Source organism: Balneola vulgaris DSM 17893, from assembly GCF_000375465.1.
Lineage (GTDB): Bacteria > Bacteroidota > Rhodothermia > Balneolales > Balneolaceae > Balneola > Balneola vulgaris.
The window spans coordinates 1,235,880-1,253,959 of record NZ_AQXH01000001.1; the positions used below are offsets into that span (position 1 = coordinate 1,235,880).

The following is an 18,080-nucleotide window of genomic DNA, read 5'->3' on the forward strand; positions in this document are numbered from 1 at the left end:
ATACCAATGAATTGCCTTAAAAACTATGTGCTATTCCCGTTTTGAATTAATAGAACAAGCCCTGTATTTTGCATAAAATTATTAATAACGAGGTTGTGCAAAAATTTAAAGAATTCTGGAAGCATGCTGTGACAATAGCGGGCAAAAAAGACCTATTCTTTAATGCTTCGGCTATCACGTTCAACCTTTTTATTTGTGCCATTCCTTTTACCCTGATCCTCATTTCTATTATTGGGTACGTGCTGAGTTACGATCAGGCCTTAGATATGATTGTTCAATATGGTAGTGAATTCCTACCCTCTTTCGCCTACGAGGCTGAAGCTTCGGATATCATCACCGGTTCCGATACCGTAATGAATATTTTAAACCCTTTGGTTGGAGCTCGTAAGGTATTTGGTATCGTGGGTATTATCGTGTTGCTCTTCTTTACTCAAGGGTTACTGCACGCTGTAAAACATGTATTATTTGATGTTTTTGATATTGAAGAGCGCAAACATCCTGTAGTGGATGTAGTCTATAACTTTTTTGGCTTCGGAATCTTTGGTGCGCTTATCTTTTTCCTAAGCTTCATTGTCTCATTTGTATCACTTATCAATTTGCAAAGCATCAATGTGCCCTTTACAGATATTGTGATAAACCTCCCCTGGATTTACGACTTCTTGAATTTCATCATCCCCATTTTGTTCACTTTTGTAGTGCTCTATATAGTGTTTAGATATTTAAGTGAACGACGTATTGCGCGCAACATCGCTATTATGGGAGCCCTTACCTATACCTGCTTATTTGAACTCGCTAAATTTCTTGTGAGTGGCTATTTAGAATATGCGTTTGCGAGCTATAGATATTTCTACCAAGGTTATGCCATTGCGATCGTAATTGGAGTTTGGACTTTCTACAGCGCTTTTCTCTTTGTAGTATCAGCAACTTTAGCTCGTGCTTATCGCGATATTTATAAGAGCCATAAACCTACCGTTGAAGACAACCCATATGCCGCACTGGATTAATGAGTTCGATTGTTAAGCCCTCATTTTACGAAAGAAATGATGTTATACTCATCGCCAAGGAACTGTTAGGTAAAGTTCTCTGCACCTCTTTCAACGGTACAATGACTTCTGGAATTATTGTTGAAACTGAAGCCTATGATGGGCGGATGGACAAAGCGTGTCATGCTCATATTCATGGAAAAACCGAACGCACTAAAATCATGTATGGCGAAGCTGGGCATGCCTATGTGTACCTTTGTTATGGCATTCATCACCTATTTAACGTGGTTACCAATAAGAAAGGCCTTGCAGATGCTGTTTTAATTCGAGCTATTGAACCATTAGATGGAATCCCAACTATTTTAGAACGCCGGAATAAAACAAAACTGGAACGCTCTGTTGGAGGTGGGCCAGGCATTGCTTCGCAAGCACTAGGTATTACAACTAACAATTATGGACATCTACTTACTAAAGCCCCTATTTGGATTGAAGATCGTGGTGTATGCTATGAAGAGGATCAAATCATCGAAAGCCCACGTGTTGGGGTCGATTATGTTGGTGAAGACGCCAAGCTTCCGTGGCGATTTAGAGTGAAAGGAAATGCATATACCAGCCCTGCAAAGTAAAAACTATAAAAGCTTATCGGTGTGATAGACAAATACAATATTGAATTTTATTAATTATAGTTTAACATTAAACGAATTATCTTATTTCAAAATTGGTTCATCAGGTAATCATCAACTAAAAAAATTTATACAGTCATGAAAAAATCGATCAAACTATTCTCCATTCTATTCTTATCCAGCTTTGCCATTGCTGCTACATACGTAAGCACCATTTGGACCGTAGACAAAGCACACAGCTCAATAACATTCGATATACGCCACTTTTTTAGCGATGTAACTGGCTCATTCGATAATTACGAAGCTGACATCAAATTTGATCCACAGAATTTAGACGAAAGCATGATCGATGTTACGATTATGGTGGCTAGCGTGAATACTAAAAATGAACGCCGTGATGGTCACTTAAGAACAGCCGATTTCTTTAATGCAGAAAAATACCCACACATTACTTTCAAAAGTGACCGAATTGTATCAAACGGTGACGGTAAATTCACTGCAGAGGGTAAACTAACAATCAAAGATGTTACTAAAGATTTTGATCTTCCATTCACACTCTTAGGGGTAATGGATAATCCACGCGGTGGTAAAATCGCTGGTATTAGCTCTGAATTCGTAATTTTAAGAAACGAATTTGGTGTGGGTACAGGCGATTATGTATCTGATAAAGTGATTGGTAATGAAGTAAAGACTAAGCTAAACTTGGAACTTAACGCCAAGTAAGCATTTTCTTAAGAAAGTTTAAAAGCATCGTTTCATTGAGGCGATGCTTTTTTTATTTTAGGGGCTAATCAAATTTTATAGCATGAACAAGCGAATACTTACCATCTCAGCATTTATCTTATTAGCGGCAGTATCTAGAATGATTCCGCATCCTTACAACTTTGCACCACTTGGAGCAATGTCGTTATTCGGAGCTGCTTACTTTTCAAATAAGAAATTAGCCTTCGCTCTACCTCTATTAGCATTCTTCGTGAGTGATTTATTGGTTAATAACATTTTATATGCTGACTATTATTCTGGGTTTGTATTCCTTTCGCCTGGCTTTTATTGGACCTATGGTGCTATCGCAGCGATTGTTGTATTTGGAATCCTAATGCTGAAGAAAATCGACTTTAAGAGAGTTATTGCAGGTAGTTTATCGGCTTCACTTTTATTCTTTCTCATTTCCAACTTCGGTGTTTGGGTTACTTCACCTATGTATCCTATGACATTTGAAGGATTAATGGCTTGCTATACATTTGCTATCCCATTCTTCCATATGAATGTATTAGGCGATTTATTCTATTGTGGAGTTCTATTTGGTGCTTTCGAATATGCAAAGCAACGCGTTCCTGCTCTACAGACAGCTTAATAGTTTATGAAAAAAGTCTTAATCACCGGTGCTACTTCCGGAATAGGTCGTGAGCTTGCACTACAATATGCGGCTCTTGGTCACCGTGTAGCTTTGGTGGGTCGAAGAGAAGAAAAACTTGTAGCTCTTAAAGAAGAAATTGGTGATCTCGCTTACATCCATCCTCTGGATGTAACGGATTTCAACGAAGCTCAACGTGTGTACCAACATCTTATTGATGAAATGGGAGGCATGGATATCATGATCCTCAATGCGGGTGTTGGGATTGCTAAAATGCTACCACCGTGGCGTGCCGATAAAAATACTATTGAAGTAAATGTTGTGGCCTTTGCCCATGGTGCACACTTTGCGTTCGATTACTTCACAAAACAAGGGCATGGCCAAATCGTTGGGATGTCCTCACTTGCGGCTCATTTAGCTATCGGTAGTGCCGCTGCTTACACAGCCTCTAAGCATTTCATATCCAACTATATGATTGGCTTTAGACAAAAAGCTAAACATGTGGATGCCGATATTCATATTACTGACATCCGACCTGGATTTGTTAAATCAGAAATGACCGCTAGAGGTCGTAATATGTTCTGGGTAGCTGAAACAGATAAAGCGGTTCAGCAAATGATTAAAGCTATTCAGAACAAGCGCAAAGTAGTGTATATCACAAAGCGATGGCGACTGGTAGCCCTATTAGTTAAATGTGTTCCCCAATTTGTTTGGGATAGAATTTAAACTCCACGCTATTCTTTTACATTCAAAATCAATGTAGCCCCAAATCTCTGCATTGGTTTTATTACCTTCGCTTCATCCAATAATTATTTAGTTAATATTTATGAAGCACATCCAGTTACTTATTGCATTAAGTTTCGTAATCATGTTTGCATCAAGCTGCGAAACGGATGAAAATTTTATCCCTGAAAAAGATGGCTCTCCAAGTATTTCATTAGGATATTTGGAAGCACCTGCTGGATTCGAAATTTCAGTTTTTGCAGAAAATGTTGAGAATGCCCGTCAAATGGCCATGAGTGATAATGGCATCCTATATGTAGGCTCGAGAAGAAAAGGCAACGTATATGCTATTGTTGATACCAACAATGATTTCAGAGCAGATAGCATCCATATTATTGCAAGCGGGCTTCGCCTCCCTAATGGAGTAGCTATGAAAGATGGTGATTTATATGTTGCTGAAGTAAGTAAAATCTGGAAGTTTGAAGATATTGATAGTAATTATGATCAGAATCCTGAACCCATTCTTATAATAGATGAACTTCCAACTGAAGGTCATCATGGGTGGAAGTATATAGCATTCGGTCCTGATGAAAAATTATATGTACCCATTGGTGCACCATGTAACATTTGTAATCACGAAGAAGACAACCCGTTATTTGCCACACTTACTAGAATGAATGCAGATGGTTCAGAACATGAAATAGTAGCTAAAGGAATTCGTAATACCGTTGGATTTACTTGGCATCCAACTACGGGTAATATTTGGTTTACAGACAATGGCAGAGACTGGATGGGCGATGATATCCCTCCATGTGAGCTCAATGAGATCACCGCTGAAGGTCAACATTTTGGCTACCCATACATGCATGGAAACGAGATTTGGGATCCTGAGCATGGCGAAGATGGTAAAACGAAAAACATCGACTTCAAAAAACCTGTTCAAGAATTAGGTGCCCATGTAGCACCATTGGGCGTTATTTTCTACACAGGTAATATGTTTCCAACTAGCTATAAAAATACTGCATTGATCGCAGAACACGGCAGCTGGAACCGAAGCGAAAAAGTTGGATATAGAATCTCACAGGTCAAATTCGACAAGAATGGCTCTCCAAAAAGTTACGAGCCTTTTATCAGTGGTTGGCTTCAAGGCGATGAGGATATTAAAGGTAGGCCTGTAGCTATATTACAATTAGAAGATGGCTCGCTCTTAATTTCAGACGACGAATCAGGCACCATTTACAGAGTAAGCTATTCAGCCCAATAGCTTTAAGGGAATGGAAATAAAATTACAATTGTATTAAGAATCCGGTCAACAAAAGGGTTTAGAAGTTTTTATCTTTACCCGCGAATATTAAAGACTAACACACTTCATGAAAAAAGTAGTATTGATAGCCGGAGACGGCATTGGAACAGAAATCACAGCATCTGTAAAAAAAATTCTTGAAACCGCTGGCGCACCCATCGAGTGGATAGAGCGCGAAGCAGGACTTGGGGCATATGAGAAATATGACAATCCATTACCTGATGAAACAGTTGCGGCGATTGAAGAGCATAAAGTAGCATTAAAAGGACCACTTACAACTCCTGTAGGTACGGGCTTTAGATCTATCAATGTGGCTCTGCGTCAAAAGTTCAATTTGTATAGTAACATCCGTCCTGCTATTACACTTCCTAATGTAGATACCACCTTTAAGGAAGTGGATATGGTCATCTTTAGAGAAAACACTCAAGGCCTTTACATCGGTAAAGAACATTGGGTAGATGGCGACGACAAATCGCACGCTGAAAGTATCGCAGTTGTAACGCGTGAAGCGAGCAGAAAAATTATCACTTCTGCATTCAAGTATGCACTACAGAATAACAAGAAAAAGGTAACTCTTGTACACAAGGCTAATATCTTGAAGCTTACTTCTGGTCTTTTCTTAGAAGTAGGGCGCGAAGTAGCAAAAGAATTCCCTGATGTAGAATTTGAAGATCTAATTGTAGACAACATGGCCATGCAAATGGTAATGCGTCCACAGCAGTTCGATGTTGTAGTTACAACGAACTTATTTGGCGATATCCTATCTGACCTAGCATCCGGATTAGTAGGTGGCTTAGGGGTTACAGGATCTGCGAACATCGGAGATGATGTAGCTATGTTTGAAGCTGTTCACGGTTCAGCACCTGATATTGCTGGGCAGAATAAAGCGAATCCAATTGCTTTATTATTCTCATCTCTTCTCATGTTAGAGTACTTAGATGAAAAGCCTATAGCAGAGAATATCCGTAAAGCGATCTATAAAACTCTTGTAGAAAATAAAGACGCTTGCACCCTAGATATCGGTGGCAAGGGAACTACAGATTCGTTCACAGAGGCTGTTTGCAGTAACCTATAGTTCTTTCAGTGTAACTGAATAGAATAAGCACACATTATAAAGGGAGGTAGTTTAACTATCTCCCTTTTTTATGCTCTTATCCGAATATCCAGAAAAGTCCGTTACTAATTATAGACATCACCAAGCTAAATAATAATGCCCACCCGAAATTCTTGATTTTAAATCCATCAATTACGGCATCCACTAGCATGATTAGAGCTGCATTTATTACAAATGCGAATAAACCAAGAGTGAGAATTGTAATAGGCAATGAAATGAGGTGAAGAATTGGAGCAATGAAAATATTTACGATTGCTAAAAGTGCGGCAACCCAAACAGCGCTCCAAAAGTTTTTAATTTCTACCCCAGATAATAATTTTGAGGTTGCAAATACTGCGATACTATTTAATAACCACGACCAAATCATATTCTGAAAATTTGATTAAAATTCGTTACCCTCTACGGGCTATTATTAAATATGTTTAGTTGACCATGGAAAAAAAGTTTCTCTCTTTTAATGACCTCTCTGCCCGTGAATTATACGATTGCCTAAAATTACGCCAGGATGTCTTTATCATCGAACAGGATTGCATCTATCCAGATATAGATAATCACGACGCTGACGCTATACACTTTTTTCTCTATTTGCGGGATGAATTAGCCGCTTATGCCAGGATATTTCCGCCAACGAAGAAATATGAAGATGAATCCTCAATTGGGCGGATTGTAGTAGCTAGTAAACATCGTGGAACAGATGTAGGAAAGACGTTAATATCTGAGAGCATCCAATATTGCTCAGAACATTATCCACAGGCTAATATTCGAATAGAAGCCCAAGCTAAGTTAGACGAATACTACCAAAAGTATGGCTTTGTGAAAGAAGGTGGAGTGTACGTTGTGGATGGCATTGACCATCAACAGATGGTTTGGAAAAAGAAGTACTAACTTAATTCATTTTTCTTTTCTACAAGGGCATCTTGAACACTTAAGAAGCCTTTTTCTAACTCATCGATTTTAGCTGAAACTTGATCTAAGTCACGTTTTTCTTTTGCTGATTTCTCGAGTTCTTCGGCTTCGTTGTAGAAGTTATTTAACCCTACATAAAGAAAAGTAGGTTTTAGCTTATGGGCTTCGAGGCCGACCATTTTCCAATCCTCATTCGCTGTATGCTCACGTAAAAGTGCAAATTGTTTTGGAGTTTCTTCTAAGAATAAAGAAATCATTTCGTGAATTACTCCTTTGTTCCCTCCAGTAATTTCGTATAAGTAAGAAAGATCGATGTTGTTGCTTTTCATATAGGTCGTGCACTGTGTACGTAGAAATCCCACTCTTGTAGGATAAGATACCAACAGTTCATAAATAACTTAAATATTAGGCTGTTAAAATAACGATGCTGACTAAAAGTAACACTGTTATTTTAAAAATAAGTGCCTTCCACTTTCTCATTTCACTAACTCTATACGATTGAGCTTAGAAAAACGAAAAACTAAATCAGAAAAACAAGTTATCCACAAAATAATGTGGATAACTGTTACATCCTTTAATACTTACTCTACCGTTACACTTTTTGCGAGGTTTCGAGGCTGATCTACATCACAACCTCTATTCACAGCAATGTTATAAGAGAGTATTTGAAGTGGGATCACCGTTAATAGTGGTGAGAGTTCATCTTCCGTATCAGGAACGGAGAAACTAAATTCTGATAAATCTTCTACTTCAGCATTTCCTTCCGTTACAATTGCAATAATTCTGCCTTTTCGAGCGCGAACCTCTTCGATATTACTCACCATTTTATCATTGGTATGATTCGTACCTGCAATTACTACTACCGGCATCATGTCATCGATTAGAGCAATAGGTCCATGTTTCATCTCAGCAGCAGGATATCCTTCTGCATGGATGTATGAGATCTCCTTTAGCTTTAAGGCTCCCTCTAGGGCAACGGGGAAACTCACCGAACGACCTAGATATAAGAAATTAGGTGCATACGAAAATAGATTCGATACCTCACGGAGGTTTTCACTTTTATCTAATACCTGTTGCATCTTTTCAGGAATCAGAGCCAGCTCAGAAATTAATTTCTTTGCCTTTTCATCACTTATGCTCTTCTTGTATTGAGCAAGCATGATAGCGATTAATGTAAGTACCGTAACTTGAGCTGTAAAAGCTTTTGTTGAGGCCACCCCGATTTCTGGTCCAGCGTGAATATATACTCCAGCATCGGTTTCTCTTGCTATCGATGAACCCACCACATTTACCACACCTAGAACGAGCGCGCCGTTTTCTTTTGCTTGTCGAAGGGCCGCTAAAGTATCTGCTGTTTCACCACTTTGTGAGATTACGATCATTACATCGCCTTCGCCAATAAGTGGCTCTTTGTATCTAAGCTCTGAAGCATATTCTACTTCTACAGGAATTTTAACTAACGACTCAAATAGATATTCACCAACTATTCCTGAATGCCAACTGGTACCACAAGCGGCAATCACAAGACGCTTTGCACCTGCTAGTTTTTCCATCACATCCGCAATTCCGCCAAGCGTAACCGTTCCTTTTTCAGGATCTATTCTACCGCGCAAACAATCCGCGATGGCTTTAGGTTGCTCAAAAATCTCCTTCAACATGAAATAAGGGTATCCCCCCTTCTCAATTTCATCGAGGCTCATAGCCAACTCGTGTACTTCTTTTATTAAAGAGGTACTGTCGGATGACTCTACATTGTAATTGTCACGTTCGATTACTGCGAGTTCACCATCTTCTAAATACACTACTTGGTCGGTGTATTCTGCCACTGCAGAAGCATCTGAAGCAACGAGCATTTCATTTTTACCCACGCCAATCAAAAGCGGAGAGCCTTTTCGTGCAGCAATAATTATATCGGGATGATCTGCATGGATGATGGCTAAACCATAGGTTCCTTCAACCTGGGCTAATGCAAGCTGAACGGCTTTCTTGAATTCATTCTCCCCATTTTCTAAAAAGCTTTCAATAAGTTTTGCGAGAACTTCAGTATCCGTTTCAGAATAAAACTCATACCCTTTGTTTTGAAGTACTTTTTTTAGCGATCCATAGTTCTCAATAATACCATTGTGAACGAGAGCAATTTTTTGAGACGTACTGGTATGAGGATGAGAGTTCACATCATTAGGTTCACCATGAGTAGCCCAACGTGTATGCCCAATTCCTGCTGTGGCATTCTCATTTGGGTCTAACATCGCTTCAAGTTTGGCAACTTTACCCTTTCCTTTCTTTACTTGAAGCTCCCCATTTTGATATGCAATTCCAGCTGAGTCGTACCCTCTATACTCTAATCGTTTTAACCCCTTTATAATTACATCGCTAGCTTTTTTATCTCCAATATATCCGACTATTCCGCACATTTTATTCTCTTAATTGAAATTTTATTTTTCAGCTTAGGCCAAATATAGATATTCTTTACCTAGTTTTATACTTCAACCTATTATTTCACCCGTTAATGCAGTTACTTTTCTTTGACGACGAATTATCAAATCGTTTTAAGCCACTTACATTAAGTCGCCCTCTTTCTAATCTCAGAGTTGGTATTCAGACCATTGAAGAAAAGTGGATGTTTAGTTTAGGCATTGAGCATCATATTCGGTTACTACCTGAGTATCTATCAGGTCTATTTTTATCTGATGATTTTGTTCCAGATTTACAAACAGTATGCATTAATTCTAGAGTACTACCAAATCAAGAACTTATATCTGCTATTCAATCGCTCAATGATAACGAAGAACTTAGTTACGATGGAGTATGCATTGCTGCAAAATTATCATTACCTCAAAAGCCTGAGCATGGCTTTAAACCCGACGCTTCCAAGTCTATTGCGTTAACTAATGCACCTCATAGCCTAGACTATTTATGGGATATGTTATCGAGTAATGCCGGTGAAATAGAAGCTGATATTCAACGGTTGAAATTACAACCTTCAGAAGCTGATTTCTCGCATGTAATTCTTTCAAATCCATCGCAAATTTATATCCACCCTACGGCAACCATAGAAGCTGGATCTATTTTAATTGCCGACAAAGGTCCTATCTATATTGGGATGAATGCTACCGTTGAAGCTGGCAGTATTCTTAAAGGGCCTGTAGCTGTATGTGATAGTGCTACTATCAAAATGAGCGCTCGTATTTATGATGGCACTACAGTGGGGACTCATTGTAAGGTTGGTGGGGAAGTATCTAATTCCATCTTTCATTCTTTTAGCAATAAAGGGCATGATGGGTATGTGGGTAATTCCATTATTGGCCAATGGTGTAACTTGGGGGCAGACACTAACACTTCCAATTTGAAAAACAATTATGGGAAAGTGCACTTACCCAATTGGGACACTAAGCAAGCCTCTGAAGATGGAGTGCAGTTTATGGGCACAGTAATGGGAGATCATTCAAAAACATCCATTAATACGATGCTAAATACTGGCACCATATGTGGGGTATCTTCCAATATATTCTGTACTGGCTTCCCTGATAAGTATATCCCTTCATTTACGTGGTACGACGGACTTCAAAATCCAGAATATCGATTTGATAAAGCTATTGAAGCGATGGAAGCAATGATGAAGCGTAGAGGTGAGCAAGTAACAGATGCCTATGCTACCATGATGAAATATATTTTTGAGCACTCAAAGAGTTAAAGAGCGCTAGAAGAACCCTTTTTATCTAATCTCTCGAAGCTAATTCGAAGTAGATTTTCCTCACTATTTGCTTCCACTTCGGCATCTAGTTGTCGGCTTAAAACATGGGTGATCTCGGTATGGTCAATTTCATTAGGAGCCACACAAATGGCTTCTATGATATTTGGGTTCACCACTTCTACCGTTACTTTTTTACCATCATAGTGGTAGCTAATGTCGATGTCTTTAACAAAGTCTTCGTTATTCTGATTGATCTTAAATGCGGTAAGTAGAAGTTCAGACAGAAGTAAAGAAAATGGCACAGCCTGATTCACATTAAGAGTAACTTGAACAGAGTTTTCTTTGAACCTAAAATTGGAATCATGAATACGCCCTACTTGAGATATCATCACAAATAGCTTGTTTAAGTTGGCCTCTATATCTACTTGGGTTAGTGAATTGGATTGGTAAATCAATTCTTGAATAATGGCAATTGAACTTATTCTAGTTACGTTTGTCTCAAGCACTTTGCTGATCTCAGGATTGGAAGTTCTCAACATATCAAGTTGCAGGAAACTTGATATTACGGCCATGTTATTTTTAACACGATGGTGAACTTCTTTTATGAGAATCTCTTTCTCATTCAGTAGTTGACCTAAGATCTCATTCGACTTTTTAAGTTCTACATCAGCCTGATATTCACTATATGCATTACTGATAATCCCTGAAACCGACTTAAGGAGTTTATCTTCAGACTCAGTCCATTTCCGTGTTTCATTAATCTCGTCGAAGCCAACAAAACCGAAATAATAATCCCCTATATAAATTGGGTACACAATCAGTGATTTAATATGCTGTTCTTCCAGCATAGCTCTCATGTGACTTGGTATGTTGGAGAGGTCTTCACTATAAATTCGCCCCTCATTGAGGATTAACTCACGCCATTCCGGATTATCATTATAGCTTAAATTCTGTAAGTGTTCGATGTGTGGCTCTACCCCCTCAGCACACCACTCATAGGTATTTTTTAGGTTTTGGCCCTCATTGAAGTTCTCAAAAATGTAAACCCTCGATACATTCGCTGTTTTACCTATAATCTCAAGGGTATCATTGAGCTTACTTTCTAAGGTATGAAGGCTGTTAAAGTTTAAAGAAATCTCTGCTAAAGCTTCCTGAAATTTTAAACTCCCAGCTAGCTCGTATAACGTTTTATTTAGTTTCTCCTTGTCACTGCGCTCATTCAGTGCTCTTTGAAGTGCGAAAGGAAGGCGTTGAAGGTTGTCTTTCGTGACAATGTCATTTGCATGCTTTTCTAAGAGGTCGACTTCAACCTCACGACTCATGAAGCCCGAAAGCATAATAATAGGAATTTCAGGAGATATTTTTTTTGCATAAATAAGGGCTTGATCACCTGAAAATGTTTTTAAGTTATAGTCTGATAAAATTACATCAGGACTCCAATCAACTACCGCTGACTCGAAATCTTCTTTTGTCTCTACAACTTTCGCTATAATATCTAAATCGGTTTTTCTTAACTGTCGAATAGATAATTCAGCATCAAGTTCAGAGTCCTCTAATATCAGAACTTTAACTTTCAATGTGACTCCACTAATTCCAAAGCAATTTTTTAATTACGGCAATTCATTTAGAATCATCCAATAAAAACCAATATCACGAACTGATTTTGTAAATGATTCGAACTCAACGGGTTTTACGATATAGCTATTTGCACCGAGTTCGTAGCTATGAACCAAATCTCTTTCTTCTTTTGATGAAGTAAGCATTACCACAGGTAGCTTTTCCGTAATTTCATTTTCACGAATTGCTTTTAGAACTTCAAGGCCATCAACTTTTGGCATCTTCAAATCCAGAAGCACTACTCTAGGAATATTATGGACACTTCGGCCTTCGAATTCGCCTCGTCCGAAAAGGAAATCTAAAGCTTCTTCTCCATCTCGTAAGCGAGTAATTTTGTTACTAATATTGTTTTTTTTGAGGGCTCTTAATGCCAGTTCGGCATCTTGATCGCTATCCTCAACAAGTAGTATCTCTACTGTTTTATTTACGTCCATTCTGTCCTCTTGTTAGTTTTTGGGTAGTGAAAAGAAAAATGTTGAACCTTCCCCTTCTACGCTTTGGGCCCAAATTTCACCACCATGCTTATTTATAATTCTTTTAACTATTGCTAAACCCACACCGGTTCCTTCAAAATCTGTATTTGAATGTAATCGTTGAAATACTCCAAAAAGTTTTTCGTGATAATCCATGTTGAAACCTGTTCCGTTATCTGAAACGCTATAAACTATTTCGTGCTCTTTTTCTACTGCCTCTACAATAACAACAATTTTTTCTTTTTTTGCAGAGTATTTATATGCATTTGAAATCAAGTTTACAACTACCTGCTTTAATAATACTAAATCGGCATTTATCATTGGAAGGTTACCAATTTTTACATCTATTTTACCTTCAGGATAATGCTGTGCTTCTTCATCGCATATACTTTCAAATAAAGCAACCATGTCTACGGGGCCTTTCTGCATCGATTTTCGGCCTAGTCTAGAGAATCCTAAAATATCATCGATCAAACGACCCATTTTAAGGGCGCTGTTTTTGATGACACCGAGTATTCGTTTTCCCTCCTCATCAAGTTCATCTGCATAGTCTTCGAACATAATATCTGAGAATCCATTTATGGACCTGAGAGGAGCTCTAAGATCGTGAGAAATGGAGTAACTAAATGATTCAAGCTCTTCATTAAGAGCCGCCATTTTTCGTGTTTGAAGCTCTAACTCTGCCGTGCGCTCTTTTACTTTCTCCTCTAACTCATCGGTATAGTTGGCCTCCATTGTGATGTCGTCAGCATACATGATTAACCCACCAATTTTACCAGGATCATCGTACCAAGGTATCAACTTCCATTTAAGCCAAATTTGTTCGCCATCATCTAAAGTAAAGGCTTCTTTCTTTTTAGATAATACTTTACCACTTAATGCTCTATTTAATCTATCGGCCCATAATACATAATCCAGAATTGGATGACTCATCGACTGGAACTTGACATTATTTAAACTGCCCTGAGTTAAATCAAATTCATTATACCATTGGTCTGAAACTGTAATAAAGTTTAAATCTGCATCTATCATAGCCACTGCAACGGGTGCTTGCTGTACAAACTGTTGCAGTTGGCGTTCATTTAATTCTGTTTGCATTGAAGCTATTTTGCGATCATTTATATTCATAAATAACCCACGCAAGCCAACAAGTTCCGATTTCTCATACACAGGATGCCCTATGGCACGTACCCAAATCTCTTTACCTGTTTGTGTAACAAGAATACACTCTTCATCCCAAGGCTTACTATCTTCGATGGCCTTATTAATCGCTGCCTCTATAACTGGGCGGTAATCCTCTCTATAGAAATTAATTCCTTCTTCCACTTTTAGTGGTGTTCCTATTGGCACTTCATGAATACGATACACTTCATCCGACCAATCAACACTCATTGTTGTAAGATCCACTTCCCATGAACCAATGTGTGCCACTTCTTGAATCTCAGCTAAGCTCTTTAATGCGTCCTCTAAACTAGCCTTCTGCTGCTCCAGTTCATTTTCTTTCTCTTTAACTCTTGAAATATCTTGAGTAGTACCAATTATTTTTGATACATCTCCCTCCTCATTAAGCTGAATATCAGCTACGACTGTAACAAGATGTTTCAATTTTCCTGAAGGGGTGACGATTCTGTATTCTACCTTCCACGGATCAATACTAGTTCGTGCATTCGCTAAAGCTTCTTTGAGTTTTGGAGCATCACTTGGGTGCACTAGGCTCATTAAATGTTTAGCAATGTCTTCAGGTTTATAATCCAATTCATACAGTTCTAAGACCTGTTCATCATAAATTCTTTCATCATTTTCAAAATCTATCACCCAAGTGGCTATACCGCTCATTTTCTTCGAGATGTCTAATATGGCGCGAGTATCATCAAGCGTAGATTCGGTTCTGCGTTTATCGGTAATATCGCGAATCATTCCTACACCATATTTTGGGGAACCGTCGCTTTCACGAATCAAGGAAGCTGATAACTCAACCCAAATAATATCTTTTTCTTTAGAGATATATCGCTTTACCATTTGATAGGTATCACGTTTTCCTTCTACTAGCTCCTGATATAAAGCTAAATCTTTATCCACATCATCAGGATGTGTGAACTCAGCAAAAGTCATAGATAGAAGCTGTTTTTTTGTATAGCCCAGTATTTGAACAAACTGTTCATTTACATCAAATAATTTTCCTTCTTTATCTACTAGTGCAATACCAACCCCCGAGTTATCAAAAACACTTTTAAATAATTTATTTAGGTTTTCTTTTTCCTCATCATTTTCATCTAACTGCTTCTGTAAGTTTGTGATAAAAGGGCGAGCAATGAAAAAGCTTAGAATCCCAAATACAACGATGGAGAGAAGTAAGAAAAGTCGTTCAAAGCGTACTGCTTTTTCAATTTTAGCTTCTGTCTTGATTTCCATATTCAAGACGATATTATCCATCTGAGCCAGATATTGTTGCTCATAAGGTTCTAACTGATCTATGAGATTTCTTAATTGATCAACACTTCCAACCGCAACAATTTCAGAGCTCATTAATTCTACAAGCTTAGATAAATCTTTAAGCTTTGCACGTTCTTCAGGGAAAGGATGTTCTGAGAAATTTAACCGATCATTGCCATCAATAAGATCATAATGAGAATCAACCCAGAGAGCATTACCCTCTTTCATTGTTTGAATTATCTCAACAGATTCTTTGTCTTTTGCCTCGTATGCTAACTTTAAAATTTGTTGACTGAGCATACGTTGCCTACCAGCCATATTTATAAATCTAGCATCGAGTTCCCTTTCATAAACCGAATAAGAAGGTGCTATTTGAGATAACACCATAAGCACTACTAATACAATCGATGCTATGTATATAAGTGTGTTATTTTTAATTTTTGTCATATAAACCTATCGCAATTGAGCTCAGAAAACTCTCCGTGTTGTTAGATATGCATCGCTCCAGTACCTTTGTTGAAGTGCCGAAATCATCACCCCTGAGCTTGTTGAAGCGTGCAAAAATTGTTCGTTATTTATCATTATACCTACGTGCAGGGTCTTTTTACCCGTTCTAAAAAACACGAGGTCACCTATTTTAATGTTCTTCTTTTTTACAGACTTACCAACTTTGATTTGATCGGCGGTAACACGTGGAATCTTAATTTCAAAATAGTCATGTAACACAATCTGCATAAATGAGGAACAGTCAACTCCACTATAACCACTCCCACCTAATACATAGGGTACTCCTTTCCAATCGATATAAGCCCGATCTAAAAGTTCTTTCATTTTCTTTTCATCTTTTGAAAGCGCTTTAGAAGCCGAAGATGCATTCGCCGTAGAAGCCAAAGCTGGCTTTTTAGTAGGCTTTTGTTCTACAACTTTTGGTGGAACTTTTTTTCTTTCTTCCCATGGGATGGTACCTCTCTTCACGGTCCCACACGCCATCAGGACAATCCACAAAACAACTATTCGCTTTAACGACATAAATACCGTACAGGTTGGTAATAAAACTGATTAATAATGTCTATCTTCGAAGGTAGTATAAATGAATCAAAAGTTTATTCAAATTACTGAAAAAGAATGAGATTGCTAGTTAATATAGATCACGTAGCCACACTTCGAAATGCTAGAGGCGAAGGATATCCTAACCCTGTTGATGCGGCCAAAATCTGCGAGCAACATGGAGCTTCAGGTATAGTATTCCATTTGCGAGGAGACCGCAGGCATATAAAAGATGAAGATGTGTTTGCTTTAAAAGATGCTGTTACTGGCACCTTAGATTTTGAAATGGCAGCAACCGATGAGATGATTCAGATCTTGGCTAAAGTACAACCTCATCTTTGCACCCTAGTACCTGAAGGCCGACTTGAATTAACAACCGAAGGCGGCTTAAACATGAAAGCTGTATTTGAAGATTTTAAGTCGCGAGTATTCCCTGCTATTCGTAAACATCCTATTGAAATCAGTTTGTTCTTAGATCCTAATCCTGAGGACATTGAGCTAGCACATCAATTAGGCACTGATGCCATTGAATTGCACACTGGTAATTATGCTAATGCTGCCGATGATACATTGAGGAAAGCAGAACTAGATCGCTTAGCGAAAGCAGCAGAACTTGCTCACGGTTTTGGTATAAAAGTAAACGGTGGACATGGTTTGAACCAGCAAAACCTTAAACCGTTTATAGATGCGGTGCCTCACCTCAATGAAGTGAGTATCGGCCATGCACTTATTAGTGATGCCATTTTTGATGGACTGGGCAAAACAGTAGAGAATTATATAAAGATCATTGAAAGGTGATTGATCTCGGTTACATATCTTTTCCTCCAAGGCAGGATATGCTTTTTAACAAAAGTAGAAATTTAATCAACGAGTCTTCCTCTCCGCGGGAGAGGAAACAAAGGAGAGAATCATAATGAGTGAAACGAATACCCCCCATAAATCCGGTTATGTAGCCATAGTAGGTAAGCCTAATGCGGGCAAATCAACCTTAATGAATCAGATTCTAGGGACTAAACTCTCTATTACCACTCATAAACCACAAACTACTCGTCATCAAATAATTGGAATTCATTCTGAAGAGAATTCTCAAATTATATTTTTAGATACGCCTGGTATTATTCATCCTAAGTATGAGCTACAAAAAGCTATGATGCGTTTTGTAGAAAAGGCAGAAAGAGAAGCCGATGTAATTCTGTTTATAGTAGATGCTCATGAAAAGAATATGCCGGAATATGCTTTCGACACCCTCAAGCACCTTCGAAAACCAGTAATCTTAGTAGTTAACAAAATTGATACCGCCGAGCAGGAAACTGTTGAAGCCTTAGCTGCCGCATTAAACGAGGATTACGAATTTAACAGCACAGTCTTTATTTCTGCTTTAGAAGGAGTTGGCATGAGTGGACTCATGGAAGGGATTTCTAAATTACTTCCCCCAGGACCACCCTTTTATCCTAAAGATGAGCTAAGTGAACACCCCGTACGATTTTTTGTATCTGAACTTATTCGCGAACAGGTGTTCTTACAATACCATGAAGAGCTCCCTTATTCTGCTACGGTCGATATTATTCAATATGAAGAACGCGAGGACCTGGACTATATCAATGCCGAAGTGATTGTAAACAGAAGTTCTCAAAAAGGAATGATTATAGGCAAAGGTGGCAAAGCGATTAAGAAATTAGGTATGGCTTCACGAGCTACTATCGAAGAGTTTGTTGGCCGCAAAGTATTCCTAGACCTTCATGTTAAAGTACGAGACAAATGGCGTGAAAAAGAGAATATGGTTCGTAATTTCGGATACTGATTTTCTCGT

The 18,080-nt window shown here is 38.4% G+C and carries 18 protein-coding genes; 11 read left to right on the plus strand and 7 right to left on the minus strand.

The genetic code is table 11. The features are described from left to right. The first annotated feature begins 95 nt into the window (after positions 1 to 95). The 7 genes from B155_RS0105325 (at position 96) to B155_RS0105355 (ending at position 6,061) form a co-directional block, all read left to right on the plus strand. Complete coding sequence (locus B155_RS0105325; protein WP_157464732.1) at positions 96 to 1,004, plus strand: YihY/virulence factor BrkB family protein; 909 nt, start codon at positions 96 to 98, stop codon at positions 1,002 to 1,004. Further along, a complete protein-coding gene (locus tag B155_RS0105330) occupies positions 1,004 to 1,609 on the plus strand; it encodes a DNA-3-methyladenine glycosylase (RefSeq protein ID WP_018127214.1) in 606 nt (201 codons plus the stop codon). Before B155_RS0105325 ends, B155_RS0105330 begins: the two co-directional genes overlap by 1 nt. A gap of 135 nt (positions 1,610 to 1,744) precedes the next feature. Then, complete coding sequence (locus B155_RS0105335; RefSeq protein WP_018127215.1) at positions 1,745 to 2,329, plus strand: YceI family protein; 585 nt, start codon at positions 1,745 to 1,747, stop codon at positions 2,327 to 2,329. Between the two features lie 82 nt (positions 2,330 to 2,411). After that, the gene (locus tag B155_RS0105340; RefSeq protein ID WP_018127216.1) at positions 2,412 to 2,960 is read left to right on the plus strand and encodes a DUF6580 family putative transport protein; all 549 of its coding nucleotides are present in this window, start codon (positions 2,412 to 2,414) and stop codon (positions 2,958 to 2,960) included. 6 nt (positions 2,961 to 2,966) lie between these two features. Continuing rightward, on the plus strand, positions 2,967 to 3,686 hold the full coding sequence (locus B155_RS0105345) for an SDR family NAD(P)-dependent oxidoreductase (RefSeq protein ID WP_018127217.1): 720 nt from the start codon (positions 2,967 to 2,969) through the stop codon (positions 3,684 to 3,686). A gap of 100 nt (positions 3,687 to 3,786) precedes the next feature. Continuing rightward, complete coding sequence (locus tag B155_RS0105350; RefSeq protein WP_018127218.1) at positions 3,787 to 4,947, plus strand: PQQ-dependent sugar dehydrogenase; 1,161 nt, start codon at positions 3,787 to 3,789, stop codon at positions 4,945 to 4,947. A gap of 106 nt (positions 4,948 to 5,053) precedes the next feature. After that, the gene (locus tag B155_RS0105355) at positions 5,054 to 6,061 is read left to right on the plus strand and encodes an isocitrate/isopropylmalate dehydrogenase family protein (RefSeq protein WP_018127219.1); all 1,008 of its coding nucleotides are present in this window, start codon (positions 5,054 to 5,056) and stop codon (positions 6,059 to 6,061) included. A gap of 76 nt (positions 6,062 to 6,137) precedes the next feature. Here B155_RS0105355 and B155_RS0105360 read toward each other — a convergent pair whose 3' ends face one another. Continuing rightward, complete coding sequence (locus tag B155_RS0105360) at positions 6,138 to 6,467, minus strand: phage holin family protein (RefSeq protein WP_018127220.1); 330 nt, start codon at positions 6,465 to 6,467, stop codon at positions 6,138 to 6,140. 65 nt (positions 6,468 to 6,532) lie between these two features. Here B155_RS0105360 and B155_RS0105365 point away from each other — a divergent pair, with 65 nt between their 5' ends. Continuing rightward, positions 6,533 to 6,985, plus strand: coding sequence for a GNAT family N-acetyltransferase (locus B155_RS0105365; RefSeq protein WP_018127221.1), 453 nt, complete (start codon positions 6,533 to 6,535; stop codon positions 6,983 to 6,985). On the opposite strand, the gene B155_RS0105370 is transcribed toward B155_RS0105365, so the two are convergent. Together B155_RS0105370 and glmS are read right to left on the minus strand one after the other, a co-directional pair. Continuing rightward, complete coding sequence (locus B155_RS0105370; protein WP_018127222.1) at positions 6,982 to 7,335, minus strand: Hpt domain-containing protein; 354 nt, start codon at positions 7,333 to 7,335, stop codon at positions 6,982 to 6,984. The two genes, B155_RS0105365 and B155_RS0105370, sit on opposite strands and share 4 nt — an antisense overlap. A gap of 252 nt (positions 7,336 to 7,587) precedes the next feature. Beyond that, complete coding sequence (gene glmS / locus B155_RS0105375) at positions 7,588 to 9,420, minus strand: glutamine--fructose-6-phosphate transaminase (isomerizing) (protein WP_018127223.1); 1,833 nt, start codon at positions 9,418 to 9,420, stop codon at positions 7,588 to 7,590. A gap of 95 nt (positions 9,421 to 9,515) precedes the next feature. On the opposite strand from glmS, the gene B155_RS0105380 reads away from it, so the two are divergent. Further along, on the plus strand, positions 9,516 to 10,700 hold the full coding sequence (locus tag B155_RS0105380) for a putative sugar nucleotidyl transferase (protein WP_018127224.1): 1,185 nt from the start codon (positions 9,516 to 9,518) through the stop codon (positions 10,698 to 10,700). On the opposite strand, the gene B155_RS0105385 is transcribed toward B155_RS0105380, so the two are convergent. From B155_RS0105385 to B155_RS13820, 4 genes are read right to left on the minus strand one after another with little or no spacing between them, the layout of a single operon-like run. After that, positions 10,697 to 12,277, minus strand: coding sequence for a histidine kinase dimerization/phosphoacceptor domain -containing protein (locus tag B155_RS0105385; protein WP_018127225.1), 1,581 nt, complete (start codon positions 12,275 to 12,277; stop codon positions 10,697 to 10,699). The two genes, B155_RS0105380 and B155_RS0105385, sit on opposite strands and share 4 nt — an antisense overlap. 33 nt (positions 12,278 to 12,310) lie before the next feature. Continuing rightward, the gene (locus B155_RS0105390) at positions 12,311 to 12,751 is read right to left on the minus strand and encodes a response regulator (protein ID WP_018127226.1); all 441 of its coding nucleotides are present in this window, start codon (positions 12,749 to 12,751) and stop codon (positions 12,311 to 12,313) included. 12 nt (positions 12,752 to 12,763) lie between these two features. Then, entirely contained in the window at positions 12,764 to 15,670 is a 2,907-nt protein-coding gene (locus B155_RS13565) for a PAS domain S-box protein (RefSeq protein WP_018127227.1), read from the minus strand. A 21-nt stretch (positions 15,671 to 15,691) separates the two neighbouring features. Continuing rightward, a complete protein-coding gene (locus tag B155_RS13820; RefSeq protein ID WP_169331276.1) occupies positions 15,692 to 16,198 on the minus strand; it encodes an NlpC/P60 family protein in 507 nt (168 codons plus the stop codon). Positions 16,199 to 16,348: 150 nt separating this feature from the next. Between B155_RS13820 and B155_RS0105405 the strand changes: the two genes are divergently transcribed. Further along, entirely contained in the window at positions 16,349 to 17,068 is a 720-nt protein-coding gene (locus B155_RS0105405) for a pyridoxine 5'-phosphate synthase (protein ID WP_018127229.1), read from the plus strand. Between the two features lie 115 nt (positions 17,069 to 17,183). Continuing rightward, entirely contained in the window at positions 17,184 to 18,071 is an 888-nt protein-coding gene (gene era / locus B155_RS0105410) for a GTPase Era (RefSeq protein ID WP_018127230.1), read from the plus strand. The last annotated feature ends 9 nt before the right edge of the window (positions 18,072 to 18,080 follow it).